The organism is Methanosarcina sp. UBA5 (assembly GCF_002505485.1).
GTDB lineage: Archaea > Halobacteriota > Methanosarcinia > Methanosarcinales > Methanosarcinaceae > Methanosarcina.
Map to the genome: position 1 here is coordinate 20,965 of NZ_DAVG01000095.1, position 23,032 is coordinate 43,996.

Sequence of the window (23,032 nt, forward strand, 5' to 3'; positions counted from 1 at the left end):
AGGCCTTTTAATCTTTTTTGAGGCGTTAAAGCATTGGTTATGAGTTATTGAGTTAAGGCATCGAGCTCTCAATTTAAGGTATACATTTCTTATCTTACTCATTTCATACTAAAGCAAGAAAAGTTGATTTTCCCAATTGTGCCAGATCAGGAAAATCAACCTTATTCTTCCTATCTTGCCAGTTTACGATATTAGTAGTTGTTTTTATAGACCATTTTCTAATTAACGTACAACGTTGCTTTCCTAATTGTACCAGATCAATTCTACACATCAATATTTTTATGTATTATTGAAGCTTATACTATTACAATAATGTTTACTGCCAATAATATTCAAAATAATTCTTGAGTTAAATTATATAACCTTCGTATTATATAATATTCGGTCGGCGAAATGAGGCTTGTAGCAAGGCTTAAAACCTGCTTTAATGCTTCTTAAATATACACTAAACAAATATACCTGATAAGTCAGCTTATATATATTAATTAATATATGATTACAGTGATTATTAATCCAACCCTGTAATAATCGATCAAATAAACTCCCCCTATCTGGAAGCCTCTGCGGACGGAATAAAGAAGATTTTTCACGGAATGTAGTAAAAAGCGGAATAAATTATATTTTCGCGATTTAAAGGCATATCGTTGAAACCTACGATGATGAAAAAGCTCTGTGAAGCCGGCTTCCGTTAATATCTGCTTACTAATGCTTATTAAGCGCCAGCTGGCGTAATTAAATTAAAACCTATAGAGCCTGGTTGTCAAAAATGGTCGTTGATACTGAAATCTGCGGTATAAAAATAGGAGATAAATACCCTGCACACGTAATGGGTATTATTAACTTTAGCCCTGAGTCCTTTTACGGAAATTCGGTCATAAGCCCTGACTCCGCGCTTGAGACAGCCCTGAAAATGGTTGAGGAGGGAGCGACATTCCTGGATCTTGGAGCTCGTTCAACATGGATACACGCCGAGCCTATTAGCAGGAAACAGGAACTTGAACGTATTTTGCCAGTGCTTGAAGCACTGGAAGGCAATGTTGATGCTGTGATTTCCGTGGATACGATGTTTTCTGAAATCGCAGAAGAAGCTCTTAAAAGAGGAGCTGATATTATAAATGACGTTTCCGGTTTTACAGCAGATCCCAGAATGATTGAAGTAGTAGCAGATTACGGATGTCCTGCTGTTGTCATGGCCTCAAATAAATTGCCGGGTGACCCCCTCGGGATGGATGCCATTATTGAATCCCTTGATTCTATTATACAGGCTGCTGAGTCAGGCGGCATAAGTCCGGAAAAGCTCATACTTGACCCTGCATCAGGCAGGTGGATCGAAGAAAAACTTTCCATCTACGACTTTGAAACTCTTGACGATTTTGAACGCCTTAAAATTTTTGAAAAACCTTTATTAGCAGCTTTCTCAAGAAAATCTTTCATAGGAGATGTACTTGGAAAACCTGCAACTAAAAGGCTCTACGGTAGCCTGGCTGCAGCAGCTATTGCAGTCTACAAAGGTGCTCATATCGTCCGCACGCATGATGTACCTGAGACCGCTGATGTTGTAAAGCTTTCAGGAGCTATCAGGAGTAGGCCAAGTATAGTAAAAGAGGGCAGGTATGAGGTCTCTGTGGTTGAAGTAAAGACACCACAGGATGCAGCCATTGCAATGCGGAAACTTGGGGCTACCGCGACAGGCTCAAAGGTAATGCAGGATAAAAGCATCCATCTTATGCTGAAAATTCATAATCTTACAACTACAGAGGCTTTGATAATAAAACAGGAAATACTTGCCAGGGGAGGGGATGCAGCCCTGACAAGGAATGCAGTTTCCCATGAAACAGAAATGACTGATGTGCTTGTAATGGGCACTCTGCTTCAGCTTTGGCGCCTTGCCAGGAAACTTGAAGGTCAGGCGCGCTCCCTTCCACTTATTGCCGAAATGATCCGCGAATGTATTGCAAAGCGGAGCGATCTGGAATATCGATACTTGAGGTAGTTATGATTATAACTTCAGCAAAACCCCTTGAGGAAATCCTGACCCTGTTAAAGGACGAAGATGACATATTTATTATCGGATGCAACGTCTGCGCTGCAAAACTGAAGACAGGTGGAGAACCCGAAGTGCTTGAGATGATCAGACAGCTTGAGAAAAACAGAAAGCATGTAGTAGGCTGGGCTCTCCCCACCGCAGCCTGCAGTGTCCGGTCTTTTGACTCTCTAGTCCAGAAAAATGAGAAAATAAATGAGGCTCGCTGTATTCTGGTTATGGGCTGCGGTAGTGGAGTTTCAACTGTTGCCAGTGTAACGGAAGTGCCTGTGTTTGGCTCAAACGACACGCTTTCTCTGGGAGGTTCGAGCGAGGGTAAGCTGCTTTCAGACCAGTGTATAATGTGTGGAAAATGCACAATTGGTGAATTTGGGGGAATCTGTCCTAAATCGCGGTGCCCAAAAGGACTTCTAAACGGGCCCTGTGGGGGAGCCATTGACGGAATGTGTGAAGTCAACAGAGAGAACGATTGTGTATGGACTTTGATTTATAATAGGTTGAACAAAATCAAGAGGCTTGATCTCCTTTATACAGTTCATGCTCCTCAGGAGCATAGAATCGATTAAATTCATTTATAGTTTTTTATTTATTTTTTAATCAGATCTATTTCCAGTGCCTGAGACGATATCTTTTACGCATCAATGAAAGTCTGCTGTAACCTCATTGAGTTACAAAAATGGAGCGATGCGGCATTAAAGGTTTTTTGGAAATAATAGAAACAGTGTTAACCGACTGACAGTGAACGATCCCGGAGCATGGCTTTAAATAATTTCATATCTAATATTCTTACTCAATGCTTTTTAATTTACGTGAAAAACTGAATTCCAGCAAATTTCTGGTTACTGCTGAAGTCTCACCTCCCAGGGGCACAAAATTTTCAGTTCCCCTAGAAGATGCTCGCCAGCTCAAGGGTATTGCAGATGCTATAAACGTTACGGACAATCAGTGCTCAATTATGCACATGAGTTCCCTGGCTTTTAGCAAGCTTCTGCTTGATGAAGGGCACGAGCCTATTATGCAGCTTACCTGTAGGGATAGGAACAGGATAGGACTTCAGTCCGATCTTCTTGGAGCTTATGCTCTTGGTATACGGAACATTTGTGTGATGACAGGAGATTTTCCTTCGTGCGGAGACCACCCAGGTTCAAAACCTGTATATGACCTTGATTCCGTACAACTCATGCAACTTGTCCGGAAGCTTGATTCAGGCATTAATTTTGCAGGAAACAATTTGGATGGAGGCACTTCTTTCTGTGCAGGTGCGGTTTCTGGCATAGACCCTGAAAAACCTCTGCAGCTCATAAAGCTTGAAAAGAAAGTAAGGTGTGGAGCTGATTTTATCCAGACTCAGGCGGTCTATGATGTGGGCATGTTTGAGGAATTTATGGAGGCTACAAGCCACCTTGAAGTGCCTGTAATTGCAGGCCTGATTCCTCTTAAATCTCTGGGTATGGCCGAATTTATGAACAAAAATATTTCGGGAATTCACGTGCCTGAAGAAATCATGTTTCGCATAAAAGATTCACCTGATCCTGTCGAAGAAGGTCTCTCAATAGCTTCAGAGACTATAAAGGAGCTTATGAAACTCTCAAGAGGAGTTCATATTATGCCTGTAGGCTCTCATAAAAATACCCCAAGACTGCTTTCTATGGCTGGAATTTCCGGAAAATAATTTTCGTAAAGGTTTAAATCACTCTCTATCCCGGAAGACTCTTTTTCCTCTTTTTCAGCAGTAAGATCTTTTACTTCCTGTATTCCCTGCCTGAGGTTTTTATTTTTCTAGAGCACTTTATCTGGACATATTCTCGAATCTTATTTGGACATTTTTTGCATCTTTTTTGGATATCTTCTTGCATCTTTTTTGGGATTTTGGATACATTTATCAATATCTTCCGGTATTTTACGATTTGATTTCGTATTTATTTTTGATTCAGCAAAGCAATTAAATCATTAGCTTCTAAAGGCAGCAGAGTATGAGTTTAGAAAATACTTCCATCCAGATGTTCGGGATTAAGACCCCTATTATCAGGGAAGGGGACGATATCGTACAGATTATAGATAAGGCTCTGGAGGAAGCAGGGCTTGTCCCTATTGATGGGGATATTTTCGTGCTTGCCGAATCTGCGGTTGGCACGGCGGAAAGAAGAGTTGTCAGGCTTGCAAGCGTGACTCCAGGCGAAAGGGCAAAGGTGCTCGGGGAACAGTACGGGATCGATCCCAGAGAAATGGAACTCGTGCTTCAGGAATGCGATGAGATTTTTGGGGGTGTTCCCGGAGCTGCCCTTACAATTACAAAAGGCGTTCTGGCTCCGAATGCAGGGATCGATGCTTCCAATGCCCCTGAAGGTTATGTGATCCTGCTTCCGGAAGACCCGCGAAAAAGTTCTGAGATTATCAGGGATCGGCTTGAGCAGCTTTACTCATGCAGGCTGGGGGTAATTATAGGAGACAGCAGGACCCAGCCCCTCAGGCTTGGTTGCTCGGGAATTGCTCTTGGAGTCTCAGGCTTTGTGCCTGTGGAGGATGCACGGGGAACTGACGATATCTACGGGAAACCTCTCCGTATTACGTACAAGGCTGTAGCAGATAACCTTGTTTCGGCTGCCGAACTCCTTATGGGAGAAGCCGGGGAAAGAGTGCCCTGCGTGCTGATCCGTGGTGCTCCTGTAAGTATGATAAACGAGTCCCCGGATATGCCAACGATCCCAATGGAAGGCTGTATGTATTTCGGCAACATAATTAAAGGCCATGCTAAGGATAAAAGCAGCGGGAAAAATGTTTAATCCTTAACAAGTTCCCCGATAGAAACAATAGAAACAAATTTTTTTTAACAGTTTGATATTTATATATAAATAATATGGAAATTAGATGAATTTGTTCATGTATTTTTGGAGCTCTCGGGGATCTGATTATGACTGTGCACTCCATCAAATTGAATATCTTTTAGAATTAGCAAGTCTTCTTGCAGGAATTGTCACGCTAGTAAACTTAATAAACGGAGTGCCAAGTCCAGATCCCATTCCTTCAGGAACTTCCATTGGAGAGCCTGCAGCAACTTCTCAATTTTTAAAAAGTGATCAAAAGAAAGGAAAAATAAATAGTCATCGGTTCAAGAAAAGACAAGTTTCAGGGACTTGTCCGTCATAGGGACTTGTCCGTCATGCCGTGAAAAGATAGCTATTATGCTTTTTCCCTTCATACTTAGTAATTTTTTCAGACTCGGCTGTTATTATATCAGTCCCAGTCGAAGTCACGACCACATCCTCTTCTGCGGCCACAGCGACGCCCTCTTCTGAATCTATCATCACAGTCAAAACGGCCACCAAAGCCGCAGCCGTCAAATCCACCACAGCCTCCAAAGCCGCCAAAACCGCCGCCGCAACCATCAAACCCTCTTCCTCTTCCAAATACTCCAAATCCTCCACCCATTGTATTTGCCTCCATGATTTTACGATGTTCTTTTTTGTTCTTTTTATATTTTTTTGCTTTATATTCTTGCTTTATATTCTTAATACTCGTTCTGCATACTGGAGGAGATGATTTTTAAAATCAGGATACAATCTGATCAAATGGAGATGATTTTTAAAATCAGGATACAATCTGATCAAATTCCTCATCGACCTCCCCAATCCTGTAATATACCCACGGCAGTTATTTATAGAAATGATTCATTTTTCTCCTTTCTATTTGAGATAAAATGTTCAACTTTAATTGACATGAGTACAGGTATAAATATAATTATATATTATATAATAGTAATAGAATATTTATTCCTTATTAATAATAACTTTGAAGAATTTGTACTTATTAGCTAAAAAATAGGTTCAGTTTCGTATTAACATCCGAAAATTTTTAATTCCTGCCCAATTAGGCTAACTATAGAAATGTAGTATATAAATGCAGTAAAATGTAGTATATAAATGCAGTATTATGTATGAAATGCAGTATATAAATGCAGTATTATGTATAGAAATGCAGTATTATGAATGGAATCCGAAGAAAACCACAAACTGACGCGAGCAATAAGTAATGCTTTATGAGCAGCTTTATCTCCAAATTGGAATATAGAGCTCTCTGGTATTGGAAAAAATACTTGCAAATTGGCACTTTCAAACCATTATCCGGATAGTGTATTGCGACTATCTCAGTTCTAATTTGGTTTCAATGGATTGTATCGAACTTATCCTTTTTGCGAGATCATACACGATAGAAATATAAATGCAGCGATCAATATAAGACTATTGCACTTCGATATGGAAATAATTCACCTGGGGATTCCAGGGTAGAGCCTGTGGACTTATTCTCGGTAGAGAGAAATATGAAGCAGGAAGAAACAATTGGATATATGAAAAATTATTTCACATCATCGAAGATAGTATACAATTATTGAGTCCCGACCCTGTATTTGGTAAATCCAGCTTTCATGTCGCCTATCATCAGGATTGGGCTTCCGGCAGCTTTGTCGTACAGGCCCTTGAAGCTGTATACGTACGACTCTTCGGTATGCTTCCCGGAATGGATTAAACAAAAACAGAGAAAGTCTCAGACGTTTCAAAATATAAAGGTGATTTTATGAAACCGATGTTATTGGACTTTTCCGCAACATGGTGTGGACCTTGCAGGATGCAAAAACCGATTCTTGAAGAGCTTGAGAAAAAGTACGGGGATAAGGTTGAGTTCAAGGTTGTCGATGTGGATGAAAACCAGGAAATGGCTTCCAAATATGGCATACACGCTGTCCCGACACTGATTATTCAGAAAGATGGGACAGAAGTAAAGCGCTTCATGGGAGTTACCCAGGGCAGTGTACTGGCGTCAGAACTCGATAAGATCCTCTGACCCTCAGTTTTTCTGACAAAAGACCGCCCGGGGTTCCAGAAACCTGGGGCTAATCTTTTTCCATATCCGTTTTTATCTGTTTTAGGGCTTTCTATAATTCCTAAAGTGGAAGAAAGTCTTACTACCTGCATTTCTCAGTATTTAGAAACTGAATATATTTACTAATAGTGTTTTCAAAACTTATTTTAATAATATAAGACCTAAATGGAAAATTGATGGGACTTAATGCTATCGTTTTTTGTTTTTAAATTAAACTATGTAGCTGTTCTCAACTTCTTATAGAAGCCCAGTAAATTCATGTTAAATCGGAAAACAATACCAGAGCAACTATGTATATACAAATTTTGCTGCGGAAAGCGAGTCGCTGAGATCCCGAGCTGAAAAGTTATGAAATTCTGTAGATATCATAATTATTTTATAAGTTTTCATAAAATAAGTTTATAAGTTAACTGAAAAATTTTGATTAAAAAAATGTTTCTTGAATCAAAAATTCAGAATACTATCTAAATAATGTTAGTTTAATGGGATAAATATTTATAGTCAGTATATCCTAATAGTATCAATGTAAAAACGTAAAAAAATTTAAAGTGAGATGAGAAAAACATGAAGATCCGAGTGGTTAGTTCCAGAGAAGAAATATTTACACTTAATCCGAATGAGCGCATTGTTCACCTGGCCTTCAGGCCGTCGAACAAGGACGTTTTGGGCCTGGTTGAGACCTGCCCAAAAATTGAGGTAATTCAGTTACCGAAATCCTATATGGCTACAGTTTCGAAATCCATAGAAATGTTCCTTGAGATGCAGAGAATCCAGCTCATCGAAGGCGACGTCTGGGGCCACAGAAAAGATATAAACGAATATTACACCATTCCGTCCTCAGTGACTGAAAAAATAAAGGAAATGAGATCCGAAGGGATATCCACTGAGGATATTGAAGCAAAGGTTTCAAGGGAAAATATGCTTAACCCTGAAATGGTCGCTTATATCATAACCAAGGAATCCCCTGCCTGAATTTGAGCAGGATAAATACGCTACCAGGCGTTTCACTGGAGATTAAACCGCAAAGGCGTTGAATTTTCGCGTTTTCGCGATCTGATCTCCGGCTTAAATCTTCTACTTTAGAGAAGGCTTATGTCTGGAGAAAGTGAGAAAACCCGAAAGCATAATTGAGATCCGCTTTTCAAGAGGATTTCTTATTTATTAATTTCTTTTACTACATTTTTTAAGAGATTTAGAATATGGGAAGAAATTGGGACTCCCAGTGTTGCTGTCGAAGTTGCTGTCAACACTAACTAGAAAATGAATTTTTACGATTTTTTTCAGCGGCGTGACCCACGAGAATTTCATTCGTGACATCTTTTCCAAATGATTTTATGGGATGTTTGACTTTATCGAGTACTGACCTTACTTTCGAGATGCTGGTTTTTGATTCTTCTTTTTCTTTCAGAGACGCAGAAGAGTTTTTGATTTCTTCAATCAGTGCATTCATATTTTTGAGTACTTTTTCAAGGAAATTGATAATATCCTTGACAGGCTGGATAGTTACCCTATTTTTATAAACCAGTCCCTTAGGAATCTATCGTTTTTCCCTAACCTTAAATACCTTAAGTATTATTTCCTCAAGGATTTGCGTGATTTCTAAAAAACTGATTGATCTTGGTGTGCTAGCGCTCAGGCAGCGTAATTCTCGCGGGACTTTTAAACCGCATATCTCACTCCGGTTCAGGGACAATGCCGGAGATTTGCGCACCTTTTCCATTGATACTACCAGGACGCTGGGAAAGCATCCTCAGCCCGATGCCTATCTGATCACCCATGCCCATTCCGACCACCACGGAAAATCGGCTATGCTTTCTCCCAATGCAGTTTGTTCGGAAAAAACCGCGGTGGCGCTTGAAATCAGGCACGACAGAAAATATGCGGGCAGCATGTGCACGCTTGGGGATGAAATCGATATAGATGGAACAAAGATAAAGACCTTCCCTACTGAACATACCGCAGGCGCGACTGCTTTTTACTGGGAAAACGATGTCGGGACAAAGATTCTGGTTACAGGTGACGTTAAAGATGCAAGCAATCTTCCTCCCTGTGATGTCCTTATCACTGAAGCTAACTACGGAGACCCTGCTGATCCCTCCTGCTATTTTGCAGATGACCTTGAAGGCATGAAATCTGCCCTTTTTGAAAACGGACCTGTAGCCTTTGGAGCATATGAATTTGGAAAGACACAGCGTGCAGTCGAACTCATAAGAGGCTTCGGATATGACGGCGCCATTTGTATGGAGGCGAGGACAAGGGCTCTTACCCGCAACATGCTTGAGGATGCCGGAGAACTGGCAGGGCTTGATTCCGGAGAAGGTGACGGGGTTTTCATAGTTGCTCCCTGGGACCTTGACAAGTTGCCCTGGAGCATGAAAAAATACGTGCTGAGTTGCCGCATGGATTACCCTTACCCAACAATCAGGATAAGCGACCATCTTGATGCTTGCGGACTTGAAAATATGGTCAGGAAACTTTCCCCTGAAGTCACTCTTGTCTATCATCCAGCAGGGAATAGACCTTCAAAATTTTCAAAACATTTAAATTCAATAGGAATTGATTCGATATCTATAGATCAGATCGGTAATGTTTTAAGTAATGAATTTATTTAAAGCTGTGAAGTCCAGTCTTAATACTTAATCCCAATAATTCAATTTAGAGAATCTTGTTTCAGAAATGAATTCCAGAATATAATTCCGTATCGTAATTCCAAGAATCTTATTTCAGCAATAAATCATAATAACTTAATAAATAATTTAATTATAATAATTTAAATACAATGATTTTAATCTGATATCTCAAATCCGCAAATTAAAATCTTTTCGCAAACTGAAATCTTATAATTCAGGTCTAATTTTTAATTGAGATTAGATCCTGACTATGATTACATCCCGGGAATGTCGATTGCCGTTCAGGAGAGTATACAGGTTGAGTAAGCAAAATCCGAAGTCAAAGTCCAGAAAGGAACCTGCAAAAATAACAGAGGGTACTTCAGAAGTTCCTGCAGCAAAGATTGAGACTCCAGAGAAGAAGACTCTAATTAAGGAAAGGACGCCTGAGGAAAAGCAAAAGGAGCATAGGGACGGAATTATAAAGACGATAGTAGCCGCAATACTTGGCACAATCGCAGGAATTTTATATTTTCACTTGTATGGAACCGGAGAAAACAATATCTGGTATGTGGAACTTACGATAGTCATTGGATTTACGTATTTCATACAGAAGTTTCTCTATCCTCAACTTCAGATCAGTACAAAGGAGTTCAAATTAAAGGACTGGTTCTACGTAGAGTTTATAGTGGTTGATTTCTTCCTTGTTGTCTGGACTATCCTCCTGAACTTAAGTCTTCGTTCCTGAACTGCAAAAAGACTCTCTTAAAGTCAAGGACCTTTCATACAGCCTTTTTATCACAGGCTTTTTCCTTTTTAATTTTCTCAACACCTGTATTACCTGGCCGTTTATTTCATTAAACTCCTGCATGACTGGTATTTTACGCCTGCAATAGTCCAACGGTTCATATACCAGAGCAGGCATTTCATAACCGATGACTGCTCTATAAGATAACTACTGTATTGCGAAATATCTTTCAAATAACTGCTGTGTATGCACAATACTCTCAGATAACTGCTGTATATATGTGATATACTCTTAACATACTGGACATTATTATCAACTGCCTTGCCGTGACAACCGTCTTATGCTATAGCAAGTACTTACATTGCTACGCTCCGGTTACGCTTGAAATCACAGCAGGCGCTTCATCTAATATTATTAACAAATTAACGAAAAACGTATTTTTCGGGGACTATCATGAGAATAGCTATACTTAATAAAGATAGGTGTCAGCCCAGACGGTGTAGTAAGGAGTGCGAGAAATATTGCCCGAGGGTCCGGACAGGGGATGAGACAATTGTTTTTGAGGAAGACGGGAAACCCGTCATTTCCGAGGAACTCTGTGTAGGCTGCGGAATTTGCATTAACAAATGTCCTTTTAAAGCCATTATGATCATAGGGCTTCCTGAAGCCCTGAAGGAACCCACTCACAGGTACGGAGTAAATGGTTTTGCCCTTTTCGGGCTGCCTGTGCCAAGGGCAGGAAAAGTAACAGGGATTCTCGGCCCTAACGGGATAGGAAAAAGTACGTCCGTCCAGATCCTTTCAGGAACTTTGATCCCTAACTTCGGACAGGAAAAAGGCGATTGGGATACTGTGCTTGAACACTATGCCGGAACTGCACTTTATGACTACTTCAAAGCTGTCGTGGATGGGAAGTTTAGGGTTTCCCAGAAACCTCAGTACGTGGACCTCATCCCTAAAGCTTTCAAAGGAAAAACCTCAGAACTGCTCGAAAAAACCGATGAAAGAGGAGTCCTTGATGAGCTTATCGACTATCTCGATTTAAAAAGTGTAGTTGACAGGAAAATCTCGGAATTGAGCGGTGGAGAATTGCAGCGTGTGGCAATAGCAGCATGTGCGGCAAAGGATGCCCAGTTCTATTTCTTTGACGAAATTAGCCCCTACCTTGACATCTACCAGAGGATTAACGTCGCCCGCCTTATCCAGAATATTTCAAAGGACAGGGCTGTGCTCGTGGTAGAGCATGACCTTGCGATCCTGGATATGCTCACAGACGTCATTCACATTGCCTACGGAGAGCCTGCAGCTTTCGGTGTGGTTACTCTTCCAAAGAGCGTACGTGTGGGGATCAACCAGTACCTCAAAGGCTATCTCCCTGAAGAAAATATAAGGATCCGGCCTGAAGCCATTAAGTATGAAGTCCATCCTCCAAGGGAAGACTACCAGTTAAGGTCCATGGTTACCTTTAATGGTTTTTCTAAAAAATTCGGGAACGGCTTTTCCCTGAAAGCCACAGGCGGTAGCCTTCGGGAAGGAGAAGTGCTCGGAATAGTGGGTCCTAATGGTATAGGAAAATCAACCTTCGTAAAAGTGCTTGCAGGGGAAATAAAGCCTGATGAGGGCGATCCCGGCATAGACGTCAAAATTTCTTACAAGCCTCAGTATATTAAAGCCGATATCCCTATGCGCGTGCAGGACTTCCTGCGCGGGATCTCAAAGCAGTTTGGAACCAGCTACTACGAGGTAGAGATTTCGAACCCGCTCCAGCTTGATAAGATATATGACAGCCTGCTAACGGATCTGAGCGGCGGAGAACTGCAAAGAGTTGCGATTGCAGCCTGCCTCACCCAGGAAGCCGACCTTTATATTCTGGATGAACCCAGTGCCCACCTTGACGTGGAACAGCGTTCCATGGTCACAAAAGTCCTCAACCGTTTTGCTGAAAACAACCAGAAGACAGCCCTCGTCGTAGACCACGATATCTACATGATAGATATGATGAGCCAGCGACTCGTGGTTTTTGAAGGTAAGCCTTCTGTATACGGTGAAGCACACGGCCCGTTCAGCATGGAAAACGGTATGAACAGATTCCTGAAAAACCTGGGCATAACCTTCCGCAGGGACGAGGAAACAAAGCGTCCGCGTGTAAATAATCTGGGCTCAAGGCTTGACCGGGAACAGAAAGAGAGTGGAAACTACTATTATTCTGCAGAGATTTAAATTCGGGATCAGTAAGTGATGTTAAGTAAATGATGTTAAGTAAATGATGTTCAATAAGTAATGTTCGAAAAATCTTAAAGAATCGGGGTTCCCTTAACAAGGGACCAGATTTTTGCAGAATCTTTTGAAGAAGTTTCTGCAGATACTAAATTTTTCGATACTGGCGTGCAATTCCAAAATAGTTTTTTATCCAATGTGTGAGTTTCTGATTTTCAATGAAGATAGAAAGTCTCGATCTGCCCAATGAAGTAAAGCGGTTTTATCTTGATTCCGGGATTCTGGAACTTTATCCTCCTCAGGCAGAAGCCGTGGAAAAAGGGCTGCTTGAAGGAAGAAACTTGCTTGCTGCAATCCCAACAGCTTCAGGGAAGACTCTCTTAGCCGAGCTTGCAATGTTGAAGTCTATCCGTGCAGGAGGAAAAGCACTCTATATTGTGCCTCTTAGAGCTCTTGCCTCCGAGAAGTTCAGGCGATTCCAAGAGTTTTCGGAACTTGGAATCAAGGTTGGTATCTCAACAGGAGATTATGACTTGCGGGACGAAGGGCTAGGAGTAAACGACATTATTGTTGCAACTTCAGAGAAAACCGATTCACTGCTCAGGAACGAGACCGCCTGGATGCAGGAAATTTCGGTTGTTGTGGCAGATGAGGTGCATCTTATAGACTCGCCGGATAGGGGCCCCACGCTTGAAGTTACCCTTGCAAAGCTTAGGAAAATGAACCCTTCCTGCCAGATCCTTGCACTGTCTGCAACCGTCGGGAACGCCGACGAGCTAGCAGCCTGGCTGGAAGCCGAGCTTGTAGTAAGTGAATGGAGGCCTACCGAACTTCTTGAAGGGGTATTTTTTAATGGGACATTCTATTGCAAAGATAGGGAAAAACCTGTTGAGCAGTCCACAAAAGACGAAGCCGTGAACCTTGTACTGGATACCCTCCGGAAAGATGGGCAGTGCCTGGTTTTCGAAAGCAGCAGAAAAAACTGCATGGCCTTTGCAAAAAAGGCGGCGTCTACTGTTAAAAAGACGCTTTCAGCAAAAGACCGGGAAGTCCTTTCAGAAATTGCAGGCGAGATCCTCGAAAACAGTGAAACCGATACTTCAACGAACCTTGCGGCCTGTATTCGTTCAGGAACAGCTTTTCACCATGCGGGTCTTACCACGCCTTTAAGGGAACTTGTTGAGGACGGTTTCAGGGCTGGAAAGATCAAGTTAATTTCGAGCACGCCTACTCTCGCAGCCGGGCTCAACCTGCCTGCTCGACGCGTAATTATCCGAAGCTATCGGCGCTACTCCTCTGAAAGCGGGATGCAGCCTATTCCTGTGCTTGAGTACAAACAAATGGCAGGCAGGGCAGGCAGGCCGAGGCTTGACCCGTACGGAGAAGCTGTGCTTGTTGCAAAATCATATAATGAATTTGTTTTCCTTTTTGAGAACTATATCGAGGCCGAAGCTGAAGATATCTGGTCCAAACTCGGAACCGAAAACGCCCTCAGGACCCATGTGCTTTCTACAATCTCCAACGGTTTTGCGCGGACCCGTGACGAGCTCATGGATTTTCTGGAATCAACATTTTTTGCTTTCCAGTACTCAAACTTCGGGCTTTCTACTGTTGTGAATGAGTGCCTTAACTTTTTGCGTCAGGAAGGTATGCTTGAGAAAACTGACGCCCTTATTCCTACAAACTTTGGAAAGCTTGTCTCAAGGCTTTATATCGACCCCCTGTCGGCCGCCCGCATTGTAAAGGGACTGAAAGAAGCAGAGGACCTGAGCGAGCTTACCCTGCTGCATCTGGTCTGCAGCACGCCTGATATGCGCTTGCTCTACATGCGAAACCAAGATTATCAGGATATCAACGATTACGTAATGGCTCACGCCAGCGAGTTTGTAAAGGTGCCCAGCCCCTTCGATGTTACGGAATATGAGTGGTTCCTGGGAGAAGTCAAGACTTCCCTTCTTCTGCTTGACTGGATCCATGAAAAATCAGAAAATGATATTTGTTTAAAGTTCGGCACCGGGGAAGGTGACATTCATGCAATTGCGGATATTGCGGAATGGATAATGCACGTCGCCGCCCAGCTTGCCGAGCTCCTTGACCTCAACGGGGCAAAAGAAGCAGCAGAACTTGAAAAACGTCTTCATTACGGAGCAGCCCCCGAACTCATGGATCTGCTCGGCATTCGAGGTATAGGGCGCGTGAGAGCTCGGAAACTATATGAAGCAGGCTTCAGGTCTTCAGCAGAACTTGCAACGACTGATCATGAGAAAGTGGCTGCTCTTCTGGGACCGAAAATTGCAGACCGGATTTTTAAGCAGATTGGGGACAGAGAGGTAGTCCCTGGAATTATTGAGCCTGAACCTCCTGAGAAAAATCCTTTCTCAGGGCAAAAAACAATAAGCGATTATTGATTTTACCTGCTCCATATTTATTATTTTTTATATGTTTAGTCTATTTTACAATTTTTCCTCTGTTAACGGACCCAGTAAGGGATAAAATATTAAATGAAAGCAGGGATTTAATGGGATTGAACTATCAGGTTAATCGATTATCTGATTATCCAGTGTCAGATTAATCAATTATCTGGTTATTCGTTCTCAGATTAACGAGTTATCCATTTGTTCGGGTCTCAGATTATTGATCACCAGTTTGTAGTAGAGTCATTTTATATCGGATTTGATTAGCACTTTATGTCAAGTTCAGATTTCAACCTGTATCAGGTCCTGTTAGGTTCTTTGAGAGATGGTCATGATGTTATTCAAAAAGTTATCTGATGTTTCGGAAGCTGAAATGCAAAAATTACTCTCCCGGGGTTCCGGGCTTGAGAATGTAGCGAAAACCGTTTCATCCGTGCTTTCGGATGTGCGTACCAGAGGAGATGCCGCGCTCAGGGAATATACGGCTAAATTCGATAAAGTCGAACTTGCAAACTTTGAGGTGAGCGAGGAAGAGTTTGAACAGGCCCTTTCCAGAATAGAGCCTGAACTTCTGGATCACCTTAAGTCCGCAGCTGCAAACATACGGGCTTTCCATGAAGCTCAGCTTCCGAAAGCTACCTGGTTTATGGAACTCAAACCAGGGATCGTACTGGGTCAAAAGGCAACGCCTCTGGAAAGTGTGGGTGCATATGCCCCTGGGGGGCGGGCTTCCTATCCGTCAACGGTGCTCATGACTGTAATTCCTGCCAGGGTTGCAGGTGTGGAGCAGGTCATAGTGTGTACGCCTCCAAGGCCTGATGGCTCCGTTCACCCACTTACGCTTGCTGCCGCAAAGGTTGCAGGAGCGGATAAAGTCTTCAAACTCGGTGGTACACAGGCTATAGGGGCAATGGCTTATGGGACTCAAACGGTTCCTAAGGTGGATAAAATCGTAGGACCTGGAAATGTTTTTGTCACATCTGCCAAAATACAGATCAGGGATGTTGCAGAGATTGATTTCCCTGCAGGCCCAAGTGAGGTACTTATAATTGCAGATGAGTCGGCAGATGCCGTCATGGCCGCCTCGGATATTTTAGCACAGGCCGAACACGATCCAAATTCAGTTTCGATACTCGTTACAGGTTCGGATACGCTAGCGGAAGCTGTAAAAAGAGAAGTACTTGTTCAGGCTGAACAAGCTGTAAGAAGCAGCATTATAAAGGCTTCTCTTGAGAATGCTGCAATTCTTATTGCAGATTCCCTGGAACAATGTATTAGCTTTAGCAATAAATTTGCTCCCGAACACCTTGAGATTATGGTATCGGATTCGGATTTCGTACTTGACAGGATTAAAAATGCAGGATCGATTTTTATAGGAAACTATTCTCCTGTTCCTGTTGGAGATTATGCCTCAGGGACAAATCACGTGCTTCCCACGTCCGGATACGCCAGAGTTTACTCAGGTCTCAATATAAACCATTTTATTAAATACTCAAGTATTCAGAGAATCAGCAAGAGTGGGCTTGAAAGTCTGAAAGAAACTGTAATCGCATTAGCCGAGGAAGAGGGTCTACAGGCACATGCTGATGCTATTAGAACTCGTTTTGGGTATAAACCCTCTAAATAATATCTTGGCTAATCGATATGTATTTAAAATGTAAATGCGTAAACAAAATTTGACTTTTAAATAAATGAAAATCTAATTATTAAATAAGGAGTGGGGATAGTATGAAGATAAGAGTAGTTAGTTCACGGGAGGAAATTCCTACCCTGAATCCGAACGAGAAGGTTATCCACCTTGCTTTCAGGCCATCTAACAAAGACGTATTCATGCTTGCGGAAACATGCCCGAAAATTGAAGCGATACAGCTTCCTAAATCTTACAGAAGGACGGTTTCCAAATCAATTGAAATGTTTCTGGAGATGCAGAAGATAAATCTTCTGGAAGGGGATGTATGGGGACACAGGAAGGACATAAACGAATATTATAATGTATCTCAGAATGTCCTGGAAAAAATACAGGAATTAAAAGCCGACCGCTTTACCAATGAGGTTATTGCCGAAAAGCTTTCGAGAGAAAGTAAATTAAATTCGGATATGATCCTTTACATCCTGAGCAAAAGAATTGTGGATTAATCTGTTAATTCTTTCGCTATCTCTCTGGAGTATATTTCAGGATATGACCTTTTCCGACATTATCCTGTGAAAGGTAGTGAACAGGAAGAAATGAGCATTTCTTCGAAAAGGAGTAAATGGACAGACCTTCAAATAGGAATTAATAGAAATAAAATAAAACAAACTGAAATAAAATAAACAAAAATAAACTAAAATCTATTAAAAGGGTCTGATGTTTTCTAAAGCATTTAAACCTAACTTCCGCCTTTTTAGGCGCATATATGCTTTTCCGTGAATTGAAGAGGTCAGGTGAGCCATTTATAGATTTTGCTTTGCATCTGATGTGTTTAAGTTTAAGCGCATGTATCGATATCAAGCGACATTTATGTGCTTAAAAATGTGGAACTAAGGTTTAAAGTTTGAATCCTTCTTTTCCGGATGGAATTCCTGATTGGAATTTCCATCTAATATGTACTTTTCTCAAATTATTCTTAAATTTTACAGTTGGCAGAGCTGTGTTTCGCTTTTGTTTGAAGACGGATCAAGGGTCTTAATTGTAAACCTTATTTCTCACTTCACCTCTCATGCCTTATTTTCCATCTCAGCTTGTGGGGCTTTCATTCTTCAAGCTATTTTCATTTTTTCCTGAAACATTCCTGTACTTTGGGCATAATATGTTATAGTATTTTAATTTTATTTCTTTTAAAATAATATCTTGATGCAATCTCTTATACCATACTCTCAAGACATTCTTTTTATAGTTAGGAAGAATATTATAATTAATTTATAAACATTTGAAACACGAGAACTTATTTTTACTCAGCGTTTTTAATTTCTACTTTTTCCACATACTTTTTTTGAAGTATTCTCAAATTAACAGGACAAAATCAATGAGTATACATAGAAAATTATTTAAATAAAGTAGTGTAACTTATTTTATTGATTCTTTAGTTAAGTTTTGGGTCGGGGGATCTATATGAAAATAAGAGTTATCAGTTCAAGAAATGAAATTCTGTCACTGAATCCAAATGAAAAGGTCGTTCACTTTTCATTCAGGCCGTCGAATAAAGATATTTTTCTGCTTGTTGAAACCTGTCCGAAACTGGAGATAATCCAGCTTCCTAAGTCATATAGAAGGACAGTTTCAAGAGCCATAGAGATGTTTTTGGAAATGCAAAAGGTTCAACTCTTGGAAGGCGATGTCTGGGGACATAGGAAAGATATAAACGAGTATTATACTGTTCCTCCGTCCGTAATTTCAAAAATAAGAAGCATGAAAGCTGAAGGCATTCCCGATGAAAAAATTGCGGAGAAAATAGCGCATGAAAGCAAACTTAGTCCTGAAATGGTTTCTTACATTCTGGACAGAAAAGATTTAGAGTAAGACATTAGTCTCCGCCCGAGTCCCGCAAACCTTTTGGAAAAACTACTTGCAAGCCTTTTTTCAAAAGGCTTGACCGAAAACCACTGCAAAATCTAAAACATCGGTAGTCGGCGTGATCAACCGGCGCAACGGTTGCGGGTCAACGCTTGTGCTCAAGAGAACTAATTTAAATTCAGAATCAAGCGAAAGATCACAAAAGGAGACCATATATAATCAAATGATTACGAAATTTTAAAAAGTTTGAGTTTTTTAAGGAAAGTGCGTTTTTTTACGAAGGTGCCTTACTATATAAACCTGTGTAAGGAAATATAGTTTTCAATCCTAAATATTAAATTCTTAATTACTCTTAACTATCCTTGAGGCAAAAACATCCTGGAGTATTTTGGGTAACTTGAGATTCCACGGAGTGCTCCCGACCCTTTTGGCTATATCTGTACAGATGCAGTTTTTATAATGTATTTCTTCTCTGTAGCATTGCAAGAGAGGTAGAAGGGTATGAATTTACTGATTGTTAGGATGCCTTAAAGGCATCCTGTTTGAGTTCTGTCCTGATTTTTGATTTTTATCAATTGTTTTAGGTAAGTTCCTTGTTGAAATATTTATCATAGGAACTCATGTCGAAATGCCCATGTCCGCTGAGGTTGAAGACGATTGTTTTTTCTTCTCCGGTTTGTTTGCATTTGAGAGCTTCGTCGATTGCACAGCGGATAGCGTGGGAGGATTCCGGAGCAGGGACTATGCCTTCGGTCCGTGCGAACTGCACAGCGGCATCAAATACCGGATACTGATCATATGAAACAGCTTCAATAAGCCCTTCAGCGCAGAGTTTACTTATGATTGGAGAGGCCCCGTGATAGCGAAGCCCACCCGCATGGATGGCAGGAGGCACGTACTTGTGGTCCAGAGTATACATTTTTAGAAGCGGAGTCATTTCAGCGGTATCTCCATAGTCATACTTGTATTCTCCTTCGGTCAGGGATGGACAGGCTGAAGGTTCGACTGCTATTACTCTTGCATTGCCCTTTCCTTCAAGCTTGTCTTTAATAAACTCAAGGGATATTCCCGCAAGGTTGCTTCCTCCTCCGCAGCAGCCTATGACTATATCAGGATAGGTTTCAACCTGCTCAAGCTGTTTCTTGCTTTCAGCCCCAATTACTGTCTGGTGGAGTATAACATGGTTGAGCACGCTTCCGAGAGAGTATTTAGTGTTATCGTGAGCGATCGCATCCTCTACGGCTTCACTGATTGCTATTCCCAGGCTTCCCGGGGTTTCCGGCTGCTCCTTCAGAATCTTTCTCCCGAATTCGGTATCTTCACTTGGCGAGGGCACAACATTTCCTCCCCAGATCGCCATCAGGGACTTCCGGTAAGGTTTCTGGTAATAGCTGGAACGGACCATATAGACTTTACATTCGAGATCAAAGTAGTTGCAGGCAAGAGATAATGCACTTCCCCACTGCCCTGCACCGGTTTCGGTTGTGATCCTCTCGGTTCCTTCTTTCATATTATAATAGGCCTGGGCAATCGAGGTGTTTGTCTTATGGCTGCCGGCAGGGCTTACCGCTTCATTTTTATAGTATATCTTTGCAGGGGTCTTGAGAAGCTTTTCCAGCCTGTGAGCCCTGTAAAGAGGGCTGGGCCTCCAGAGCTTGTAAATTTCTAGTATCTCGTTAGGGATATCGATAAATCTTTCACTGCTCATCTCCTGCTTGATGAGAGCTTTTGCGAAAATCGGCTCAAGAGCATCGGGACTTATAGGCTCCCAGGTCCTTGGATCAAGAGGCGGCTCGATAGGAGAGGATAAATCTGAAAGGACGTTATACCATTGCCTGGGCATTTCATTCTCGTCAAGGATAATCTTGGTCTGTTCCATAGGTTTTCTCCGTCATTCGTATTTGCACAAATTCGTACTTCGACGTATATAAGTGTTATTTATTTTACAGTTAAGGTGCGTATATTCCATTTATGTACTTTTGGCAAAAAAGGATGTTTGAAAGAAATCTACTTATCAAAAATAGAGCCTGAAATAAGAGAGACTGCCAGAAACAGGAATCAAAAAAGGAAAAACAGTTAGAAGAAAAAACTGGGAAATAAGTAAAGCGGACAGAAATAGGGACCGAATAAAACAAAAAAGGTCAGAATCAAAATCTTGATTCAAAATAAGTTTTTGATTCTAAAAATTTCACTCGATCCTGAGCGTTTTCACTTGAGATTCTGAGCGTTTTACTTGAATTTAAGATGGCTTGTCGATACCTGAAATTCTTGATTCTTAACCGGATTTTTACTGTATCTTTTCTGCAAGNNTGCAAGCTCCACAGCAAGTTTTGCCACTTCAGTAGCACATCTCCCGAGCAGGCGTATCATTGGTTCTTTTCCCGGGCCCCCTTTGTCATAGATGACTCTCGGGACGCTTCCGTACTTTTTGATTGCTGCGGCTGTACCCCAGTCCATAGTACTGGAGTTTTCCGGTTCTTCGGCTCTGTCAAAAAAGGAAATTCCAAGTTTCATCTCTCTGCAAGCTGCAAGGGCCTCCCTGGAGTATTTTACGTTAATTGCTGCCCTTATTTCAGGATTATAACGAAGAGACGCGAGAATAATCCTTGCTACATGTCGGCTGGCCCCAAAATCCACACAGCCTACAGGAATTGCCCGTCCTCTGTGCCTTACTATCCTGCCTTCGACGGCCGCAACGTCTTCGTAGCTGTCAGCTTCGGGAATAGCCATTCCTATGTTACAGCCTACTTCGGGAATCAGTTTTGAAAAATCAGGGCTGCCTTCAAGAATCAAAACTGCTTCTTTTAATTCTCTTAAAACCAGGTAGCGATCTTTTTCCTCCAGAATCGCTCCAAGCTGGTTTACAGGACTTACTCCCCTGCCTGCAGGCCGGCTCCTGAGGATTGCCTCTTCAACGAATTTCTTTGCTTTCCTTGCAGCCCCCTCCAGGTTCTCTCCTGAAGCTAGGAAGGCAGTCACCGCCGCAGAGTAAGTGCAGCCCGTGCCGTGTGTTCCTCCTTTAACAAAAGTGCCTGGAATATGGGTAAAAGTCTCAGAAGCAGCTTCATAAATTAGGTCAGTGGCGTCCAGATGTCCTCCTGTAACAATGACAACTTCGACACCCAGATCCGCGATCTTCCTGGCTGCAACTTTCGCATCCTGAGGGGTTTTGACAGCCATGCCAGCGAGTGCGCCTGCTTCGGACGCATTGGGTGTGGTAACCTTGCAGAAGGGCAGCAGTTCTTCAATAAGGACAGAGAAAGCTTCTTTTCGCAGCAGGTCTCCTCCTGCCTCAGCAGCCATAACAGGATCCAGCACAAGGGAAAGCTCGTATTTCCTGACTTCTTTTGCAACTTTCCTTACGATCTCAGATGATGCAAGCATACCGCTTTTTGCCCACCTGACCTCCATATCGGTGCAGACAGCTTCAATCTGACTGGCGACAGTCTCTGGAGTGAGGTCAAAAGTCTTCAGCACTCCAGTAGTATTCTGCGCAGTAACCGATGTAATAGCGCAGGTTCCATGCACTCCAATAGCGGCAAACGTCTTCAGATCCGCAGCAATTCCGGCTCCTCCCCCTGAATCCGAACCTGCAATAGTCAGAACAATCGGGTTTTTTGTTTTTAAGGTTTTTTCGGTCATGGATTTCTCTCTTTTTTTCGTTCGTTTTCCTACTACTTTCTGGAACTTTTTCTTCTGGTAATGAGAAGTTAATTTAATATCGTGCCTTTCAGGAAGATTTTGTTAATTTTGATGGAATTGTTTATAAAAAATCTTCTCAGCAGGTTTAAGTGATACTTGTTTTCTTCTGGAGGATTGTTTCTGTCCTGAAGAAATTCTCGTTTATTTCGCGTTAATATCAGTATATTCTGAAGAGAATTCTGGTTGACATCAGGGTTTTTTCTGTATGATAACTTAAAAAATGATATATTGCTTCGATACATTTATATATTGTATTTGCGACTTTGATGCAACTAATCATAGTTAAGGCGCAGCGATCAATTTAAATCTGGATTAACTATTTATATTGATATAGATAATGACTTGATTTATAATGTTTTAAGGGGACTGTAAGGATGGCAAACCGACCTCTGGATATTTTGAACAACGCACTGGACACACCTGTAATCGTTAGATTGAAAGGCGCACGTGAGTTTAGAGGTGAGCTGAAAGGATACGATATTCACATGAACCTCGTGCTTGACAATGCTGAAGAGCTAAGAGAAGGAGAAGTTGTAAGCAAGTTCAGCAGTGTCGTTATTCGCGGTGACAACGTGGTATACGTATCTCCGTAATCTATATCAAGCACTTCATCTATTATCGTTAAACCTCGGTAAGCACCAGGACTTATTGTGACTGGCCGCAGGGAGTAAATTCAGAAAAATAGAATCGCTTCAGATTATCGAATATTGCTCTAGCAAATTAATTTTTATCAGGAGATTTAGGAATGAGTAAAGGTACGGCATCAATGGGAAAAAGGCAGAAACGCACACACGCCAAATGCAGGCGCTGTGGGAGTGTTTCTTTTAACGTGCATACAAAACAGTGTACTTCATGCGGTTTTGGAAAAACATCTCGTATGAGAGCTTACAAGTGGCAGGCAAAGTGCAAGTACTAAACCCGTCTGTT

At 41.7% G+C, this 23,032-nt stretch carries 20 protein-coding genes; 16 read left to right on the plus strand and 4 right to left on the minus strand.

Annotation, left to right across the window (positions count from 1 at the left end):
- Positions 1-766 precede the first annotated feature (766 nt).
- The 4 genes from folP (at position 767) to cofE (ending at position 4,827) form a co-directional block, all read left to right on the plus strand.
- Complete coding sequence (folP, locus tag BP621_RS10380) at positions 767-1,993, plus strand: dihydropteroate synthase (RefSeq protein WP_292389654.1); 1,227 nt, start codon at positions 767-769, stop codon at positions 1,991-1,993.
- 2 nt (positions 1,994-1,995) lie between these two features.
- Positions 1,996-2,610, plus strand: coding sequence for a methylenetetrahydrofolate reductase C-terminal domain-containing protein (locus BP621_RS10385; protein ID WP_292389656.1), 615 nt, complete (start codon positions 1,996-1,998; stop codon positions 2,608-2,610).
- Positions 2,611-2,837: 227 nt separating this feature from the next.
- Positions 2,838-3,716 carry a methylenetetrahydrofolate reductase gene (locus BP621_RS10390; RefSeq protein ID WP_292389659.1) on the plus strand — a complete coding sequence of 293 codons (879 nt, stop codon included), beginning with the start codon at positions 2,838-2,840 and terminating at the stop codon, positions 3,714-3,716.
- A 301-nt stretch (positions 3,717-4,017) separates the two neighbouring features.
- Positions 4,018-4,827: a coenzyme F420-0:L-glutamate ligase gene (gene cofE / locus BP621_RS10395; protein ID WP_292389662.1), complete on the plus strand. Its 810-nt coding sequence runs from the start codon at positions 4,018-4,020 to the stop codon at positions 4,825-4,827.
- 451 nt (positions 4,828-5,278) lie between these two features.
- Here cofE and BP621_RS10400 read toward each other — a convergent pair whose 3' ends face one another.
- Positions 5,279-5,488, minus strand: a complete 210-nt coding sequence (locus tag BP621_RS10400; RefSeq protein WP_292389663.1) for a hypothetical protein — start codon at positions 5,486-5,488, stop codon at positions 5,279-5,281.
- Positions 5,489-6,430: 942 nt separating this feature from the next.
- On the opposite strand from BP621_RS10400, the gene BP621_RS10405 reads away from it, so the two are divergent.
- From BP621_RS10405 to BP621_RS10415, 3 genes are all read left to right on the plus strand, one after another.
- Positions 6,431-6,568, plus strand: coding sequence for a hypothetical protein (locus BP621_RS10405; protein ID WP_292389665.1), 138 nt, complete (start codon positions 6,431-6,433; stop codon positions 6,566-6,568).
- Positions 6,569-6,616: 48 nt separating this feature from the next.
- Positions 6,617-6,883 (plus strand): thioredoxin, encoded by a 267-nt coding sequence (gene trxA, locus BP621_RS10410; protein ID WP_011307280.1) that lies wholly within the window; start codon positions 6,617-6,619, stop codon positions 6,881-6,883.
- A gap of 603 nt (positions 6,884-7,486) precedes the next feature.
- Entirely contained in the window at positions 7,487-7,894 is a 408-nt protein-coding gene (locus BP621_RS10415) for a DUF1699 family protein (RefSeq protein WP_292389668.1), read from the plus strand.
- A gap of 277 nt (positions 7,895-8,171) precedes the next feature.
- On the opposite strand, the gene BP621_RS10420 is transcribed toward BP621_RS10415, so the two are convergent.
- Positions 8,172-8,372: a hypothetical protein gene (locus BP621_RS10420; RefSeq protein WP_292389670.1), complete on the minus strand. Its 201-nt coding sequence runs from the start codon at positions 8,370-8,372 to the stop codon at positions 8,172-8,174.
- 142 nt (positions 8,373-8,514) lie between these two features.
- On the opposite strand from BP621_RS10420, the gene BP621_RS10425 reads away from it, so the two are divergent.
- From BP621_RS10425 to BP621_RS10455, 7 genes are all read left to right on the plus strand, one after another.
- Entirely contained in the window at positions 8,515-9,534 is a 1,020-nt protein-coding gene (locus tag BP621_RS10425) for an MBL fold metallo-hydrolase (protein ID WP_292389671.1), read from the plus strand.
- Positions 9,535-9,850: 316 nt separating this feature from the next.
- On the plus strand, positions 9,851-10,279 hold the full coding sequence (locus BP621_RS10430; RefSeq protein ID WP_292389674.1) for a hypothetical protein: 429 nt from the start codon (positions 9,851-9,853) through the stop codon (positions 10,277-10,279).
- Positions 10,280-10,732: 453 nt separating this feature from the next.
- Positions 10,733-12,499, plus strand: coding sequence for a ribosome biogenesis/translation initiation ATPase RLI (locus BP621_RS10435; protein ID WP_292389676.1), 1,767 nt, complete (start codon positions 10,733-10,735; stop codon positions 12,497-12,499).
- 215 nt (positions 12,500-12,714) lie between these two features.
- Entirely contained in the window at positions 12,715-14,904 is a 2,190-nt protein-coding gene (locus BP621_RS10440) for an ATP-dependent DNA helicase (protein ID WP_292389679.1), read from the plus strand.
- Between the two features lie 331 nt (positions 14,905-15,235).
- Positions 15,236-16,537: a histidinol dehydrogenase gene (gene hisD, locus BP621_RS10445; RefSeq protein WP_292389682.1), complete on the plus strand. Its 1,302-nt coding sequence runs from the start codon at positions 15,236-15,238 to the stop codon at positions 16,535-16,537.
- 101 nt (positions 16,538-16,638) lie between these two features.
- Positions 16,639-17,046, plus strand: a complete 408-nt coding sequence (locus tag BP621_RS10450; protein WP_095643667.1) for a DUF1699 family protein — start codon at positions 16,639-16,641, stop codon at positions 17,044-17,046.
- 955 nt (positions 17,047-18,001) lie between these two features.
- The gene (locus BP621_RS10455; protein WP_292389684.1) at positions 18,002-18,409 is read left to right on the plus strand and encodes a DUF1699 family protein; all 408 of its coding nucleotides are present in this window, start codon (positions 18,002-18,004) and stop codon (positions 18,407-18,409) included.
- Positions 18,410-18,983: 574 nt separating this feature from the next.
- Here BP621_RS10455 and BP621_RS10460 read toward each other — a convergent pair.
- Both BP621_RS10460 and thiD read right to left on the minus strand, forming a co-directional pair.
- Positions 18,984-20,282 carry a TrpB-like pyridoxal phosphate-dependent enzyme gene (locus tag BP621_RS10460; protein ID WP_292389686.1) on the minus strand — a complete coding sequence of 433 codons (1,299 nt, stop codon included), beginning with the start codon at positions 20,280-20,282 and terminating at the stop codon, positions 18,984-18,986.
- Between the two features lie 350 nt (positions 20,283-20,632).
- Positions 20,633-22,045: a bifunctional hydroxymethylpyrimidine kinase/phosphomethylpyrimidine kinase gene (gene thiD, locus BP621_RS10465; protein WP_292389688.1), complete on the minus strand. Its 1,413-nt coding sequence runs from the start codon at positions 22,043-22,045 to the stop codon at positions 20,633-20,635.
- A gap of 434 nt (positions 22,046-22,479) precedes the next feature.
- Between thiD and BP621_RS10470 the strand changes: the two genes are divergently transcribed.
- The gene (locus tag BP621_RS10470; protein WP_011032293.1) at positions 22,480-22,698 is read left to right on the plus strand and encodes an LSm family protein; all 219 of its coding nucleotides are present in this window, start codon (positions 22,480-22,482) and stop codon (positions 22,696-22,698) included.
- A gap of 152 nt (positions 22,699-22,850) precedes the next feature.
- Positions 22,851-23,021, plus strand: a complete 171-nt coding sequence (locus tag BP621_RS10475; RefSeq protein ID WP_095643671.1) for a 50S ribosomal protein L37e — start codon at positions 22,851-22,853, stop codon at positions 23,019-23,021.
- Positions 23,022-23,032: the final 11 nt, after the last annotated feature.

Coding starts and splice junctions, on each gene's coding strand:
- BP621_RS10390 (WP_292389659.1), top strand. CDS start 2,838: ATGCTTTTTAATTTACGTGAAAAACTGAATTCCAGCAAATTTCTGGTT.
- hisD (WP_292389682.1), top strand. CDS start 15,236: ATGGTCATGATGTTATTCAAAAAGTTATCTGATGTTTCGGAAGCTGAA.
- cofE (WP_292389662.1), top strand. CDS start 4,018: ATGAGTTTAGAAAATACTTCCATCCAGATGTTCGGGATTAAGACCCCT.
- folP (WP_292389654.1), top strand. CDS start 767: ATGGTCGTTGATACTGAAATCTGCGGTATAAAAATAGGAGATAAATAC.
- BP621_RS10420 (WP_292389670.1), bottom strand. CDS start 8,372: ATGAATGCACTGATTGAAGAAATCAAAAACTCTTCTGCGTCTCTGAAA.
- BP621_RS10455 (WP_292389684.1), top strand. CDS start 18,002: ATGAAAATAAGAGTTATCAGTTCAAGAAATGAAATTCTGTCACTGAAT.
- BP621_RS10475 (WP_095643671.1), top strand. CDS start 22,851: ATGAGTAAAGGTACGGCATCAATGGGAAAAAGGCAGAAACGCACACAC.
- BP621_RS10415 (WP_292389668.1), top strand. CDS start 7,487: ATGAAGATCCGAGTGGTTAGTTCCAGAGAAGAAATATTTACACTTAAT.
- BP621_RS10440 (WP_292389679.1), top strand. CDS start 12,715: ATGAAGATAGAAAGTCTCGATCTGCCCAATGAAGTAAAGCGGTTTTAT.
- BP621_RS10470 (WP_011032293.1), top strand. CDS start 22,480: ATGGCAAACCGACCTCTGGATATTTTGAACAACGCACTGGACACACCT.
- BP621_RS10435 (WP_292389676.1), top strand. CDS start 10,733: ATGAGAATAGCTATACTTAATAAAGATAGGTGTCAGCCCAGACGGTGT.
- BP621_RS10460 (WP_292389686.1), bottom strand. CDS start 20,282: ATGGAACAGACCAAGATTATCCTTGACGAGAATGAAATGCCCAGGCAA.
- trxA (WP_011307280.1), top strand. CDS start 6,617: ATGAAACCGATGTTATTGGACTTTTCCGCAACATGGTGTGGACCTTGC.
- BP621_RS10400 (WP_292389663.1), bottom strand. CDS start 5,488: ATGGAGGCAAATACAATGGGTGGAGGATTTGGAGTATTTGGAAGAGGA.
- BP621_RS10450 (WP_095643667.1), top strand. CDS start 16,639: ATGAAGATAAGAGTAGTTAGTTCACGGGAGGAAATTCCTACCCTGAAT.
- BP621_RS10385 (WP_292389656.1), top strand. CDS start 1,996: ATGATTATAACTTCAGCAAAACCCCTTGAGGAAATCCTGACCCTGTTA.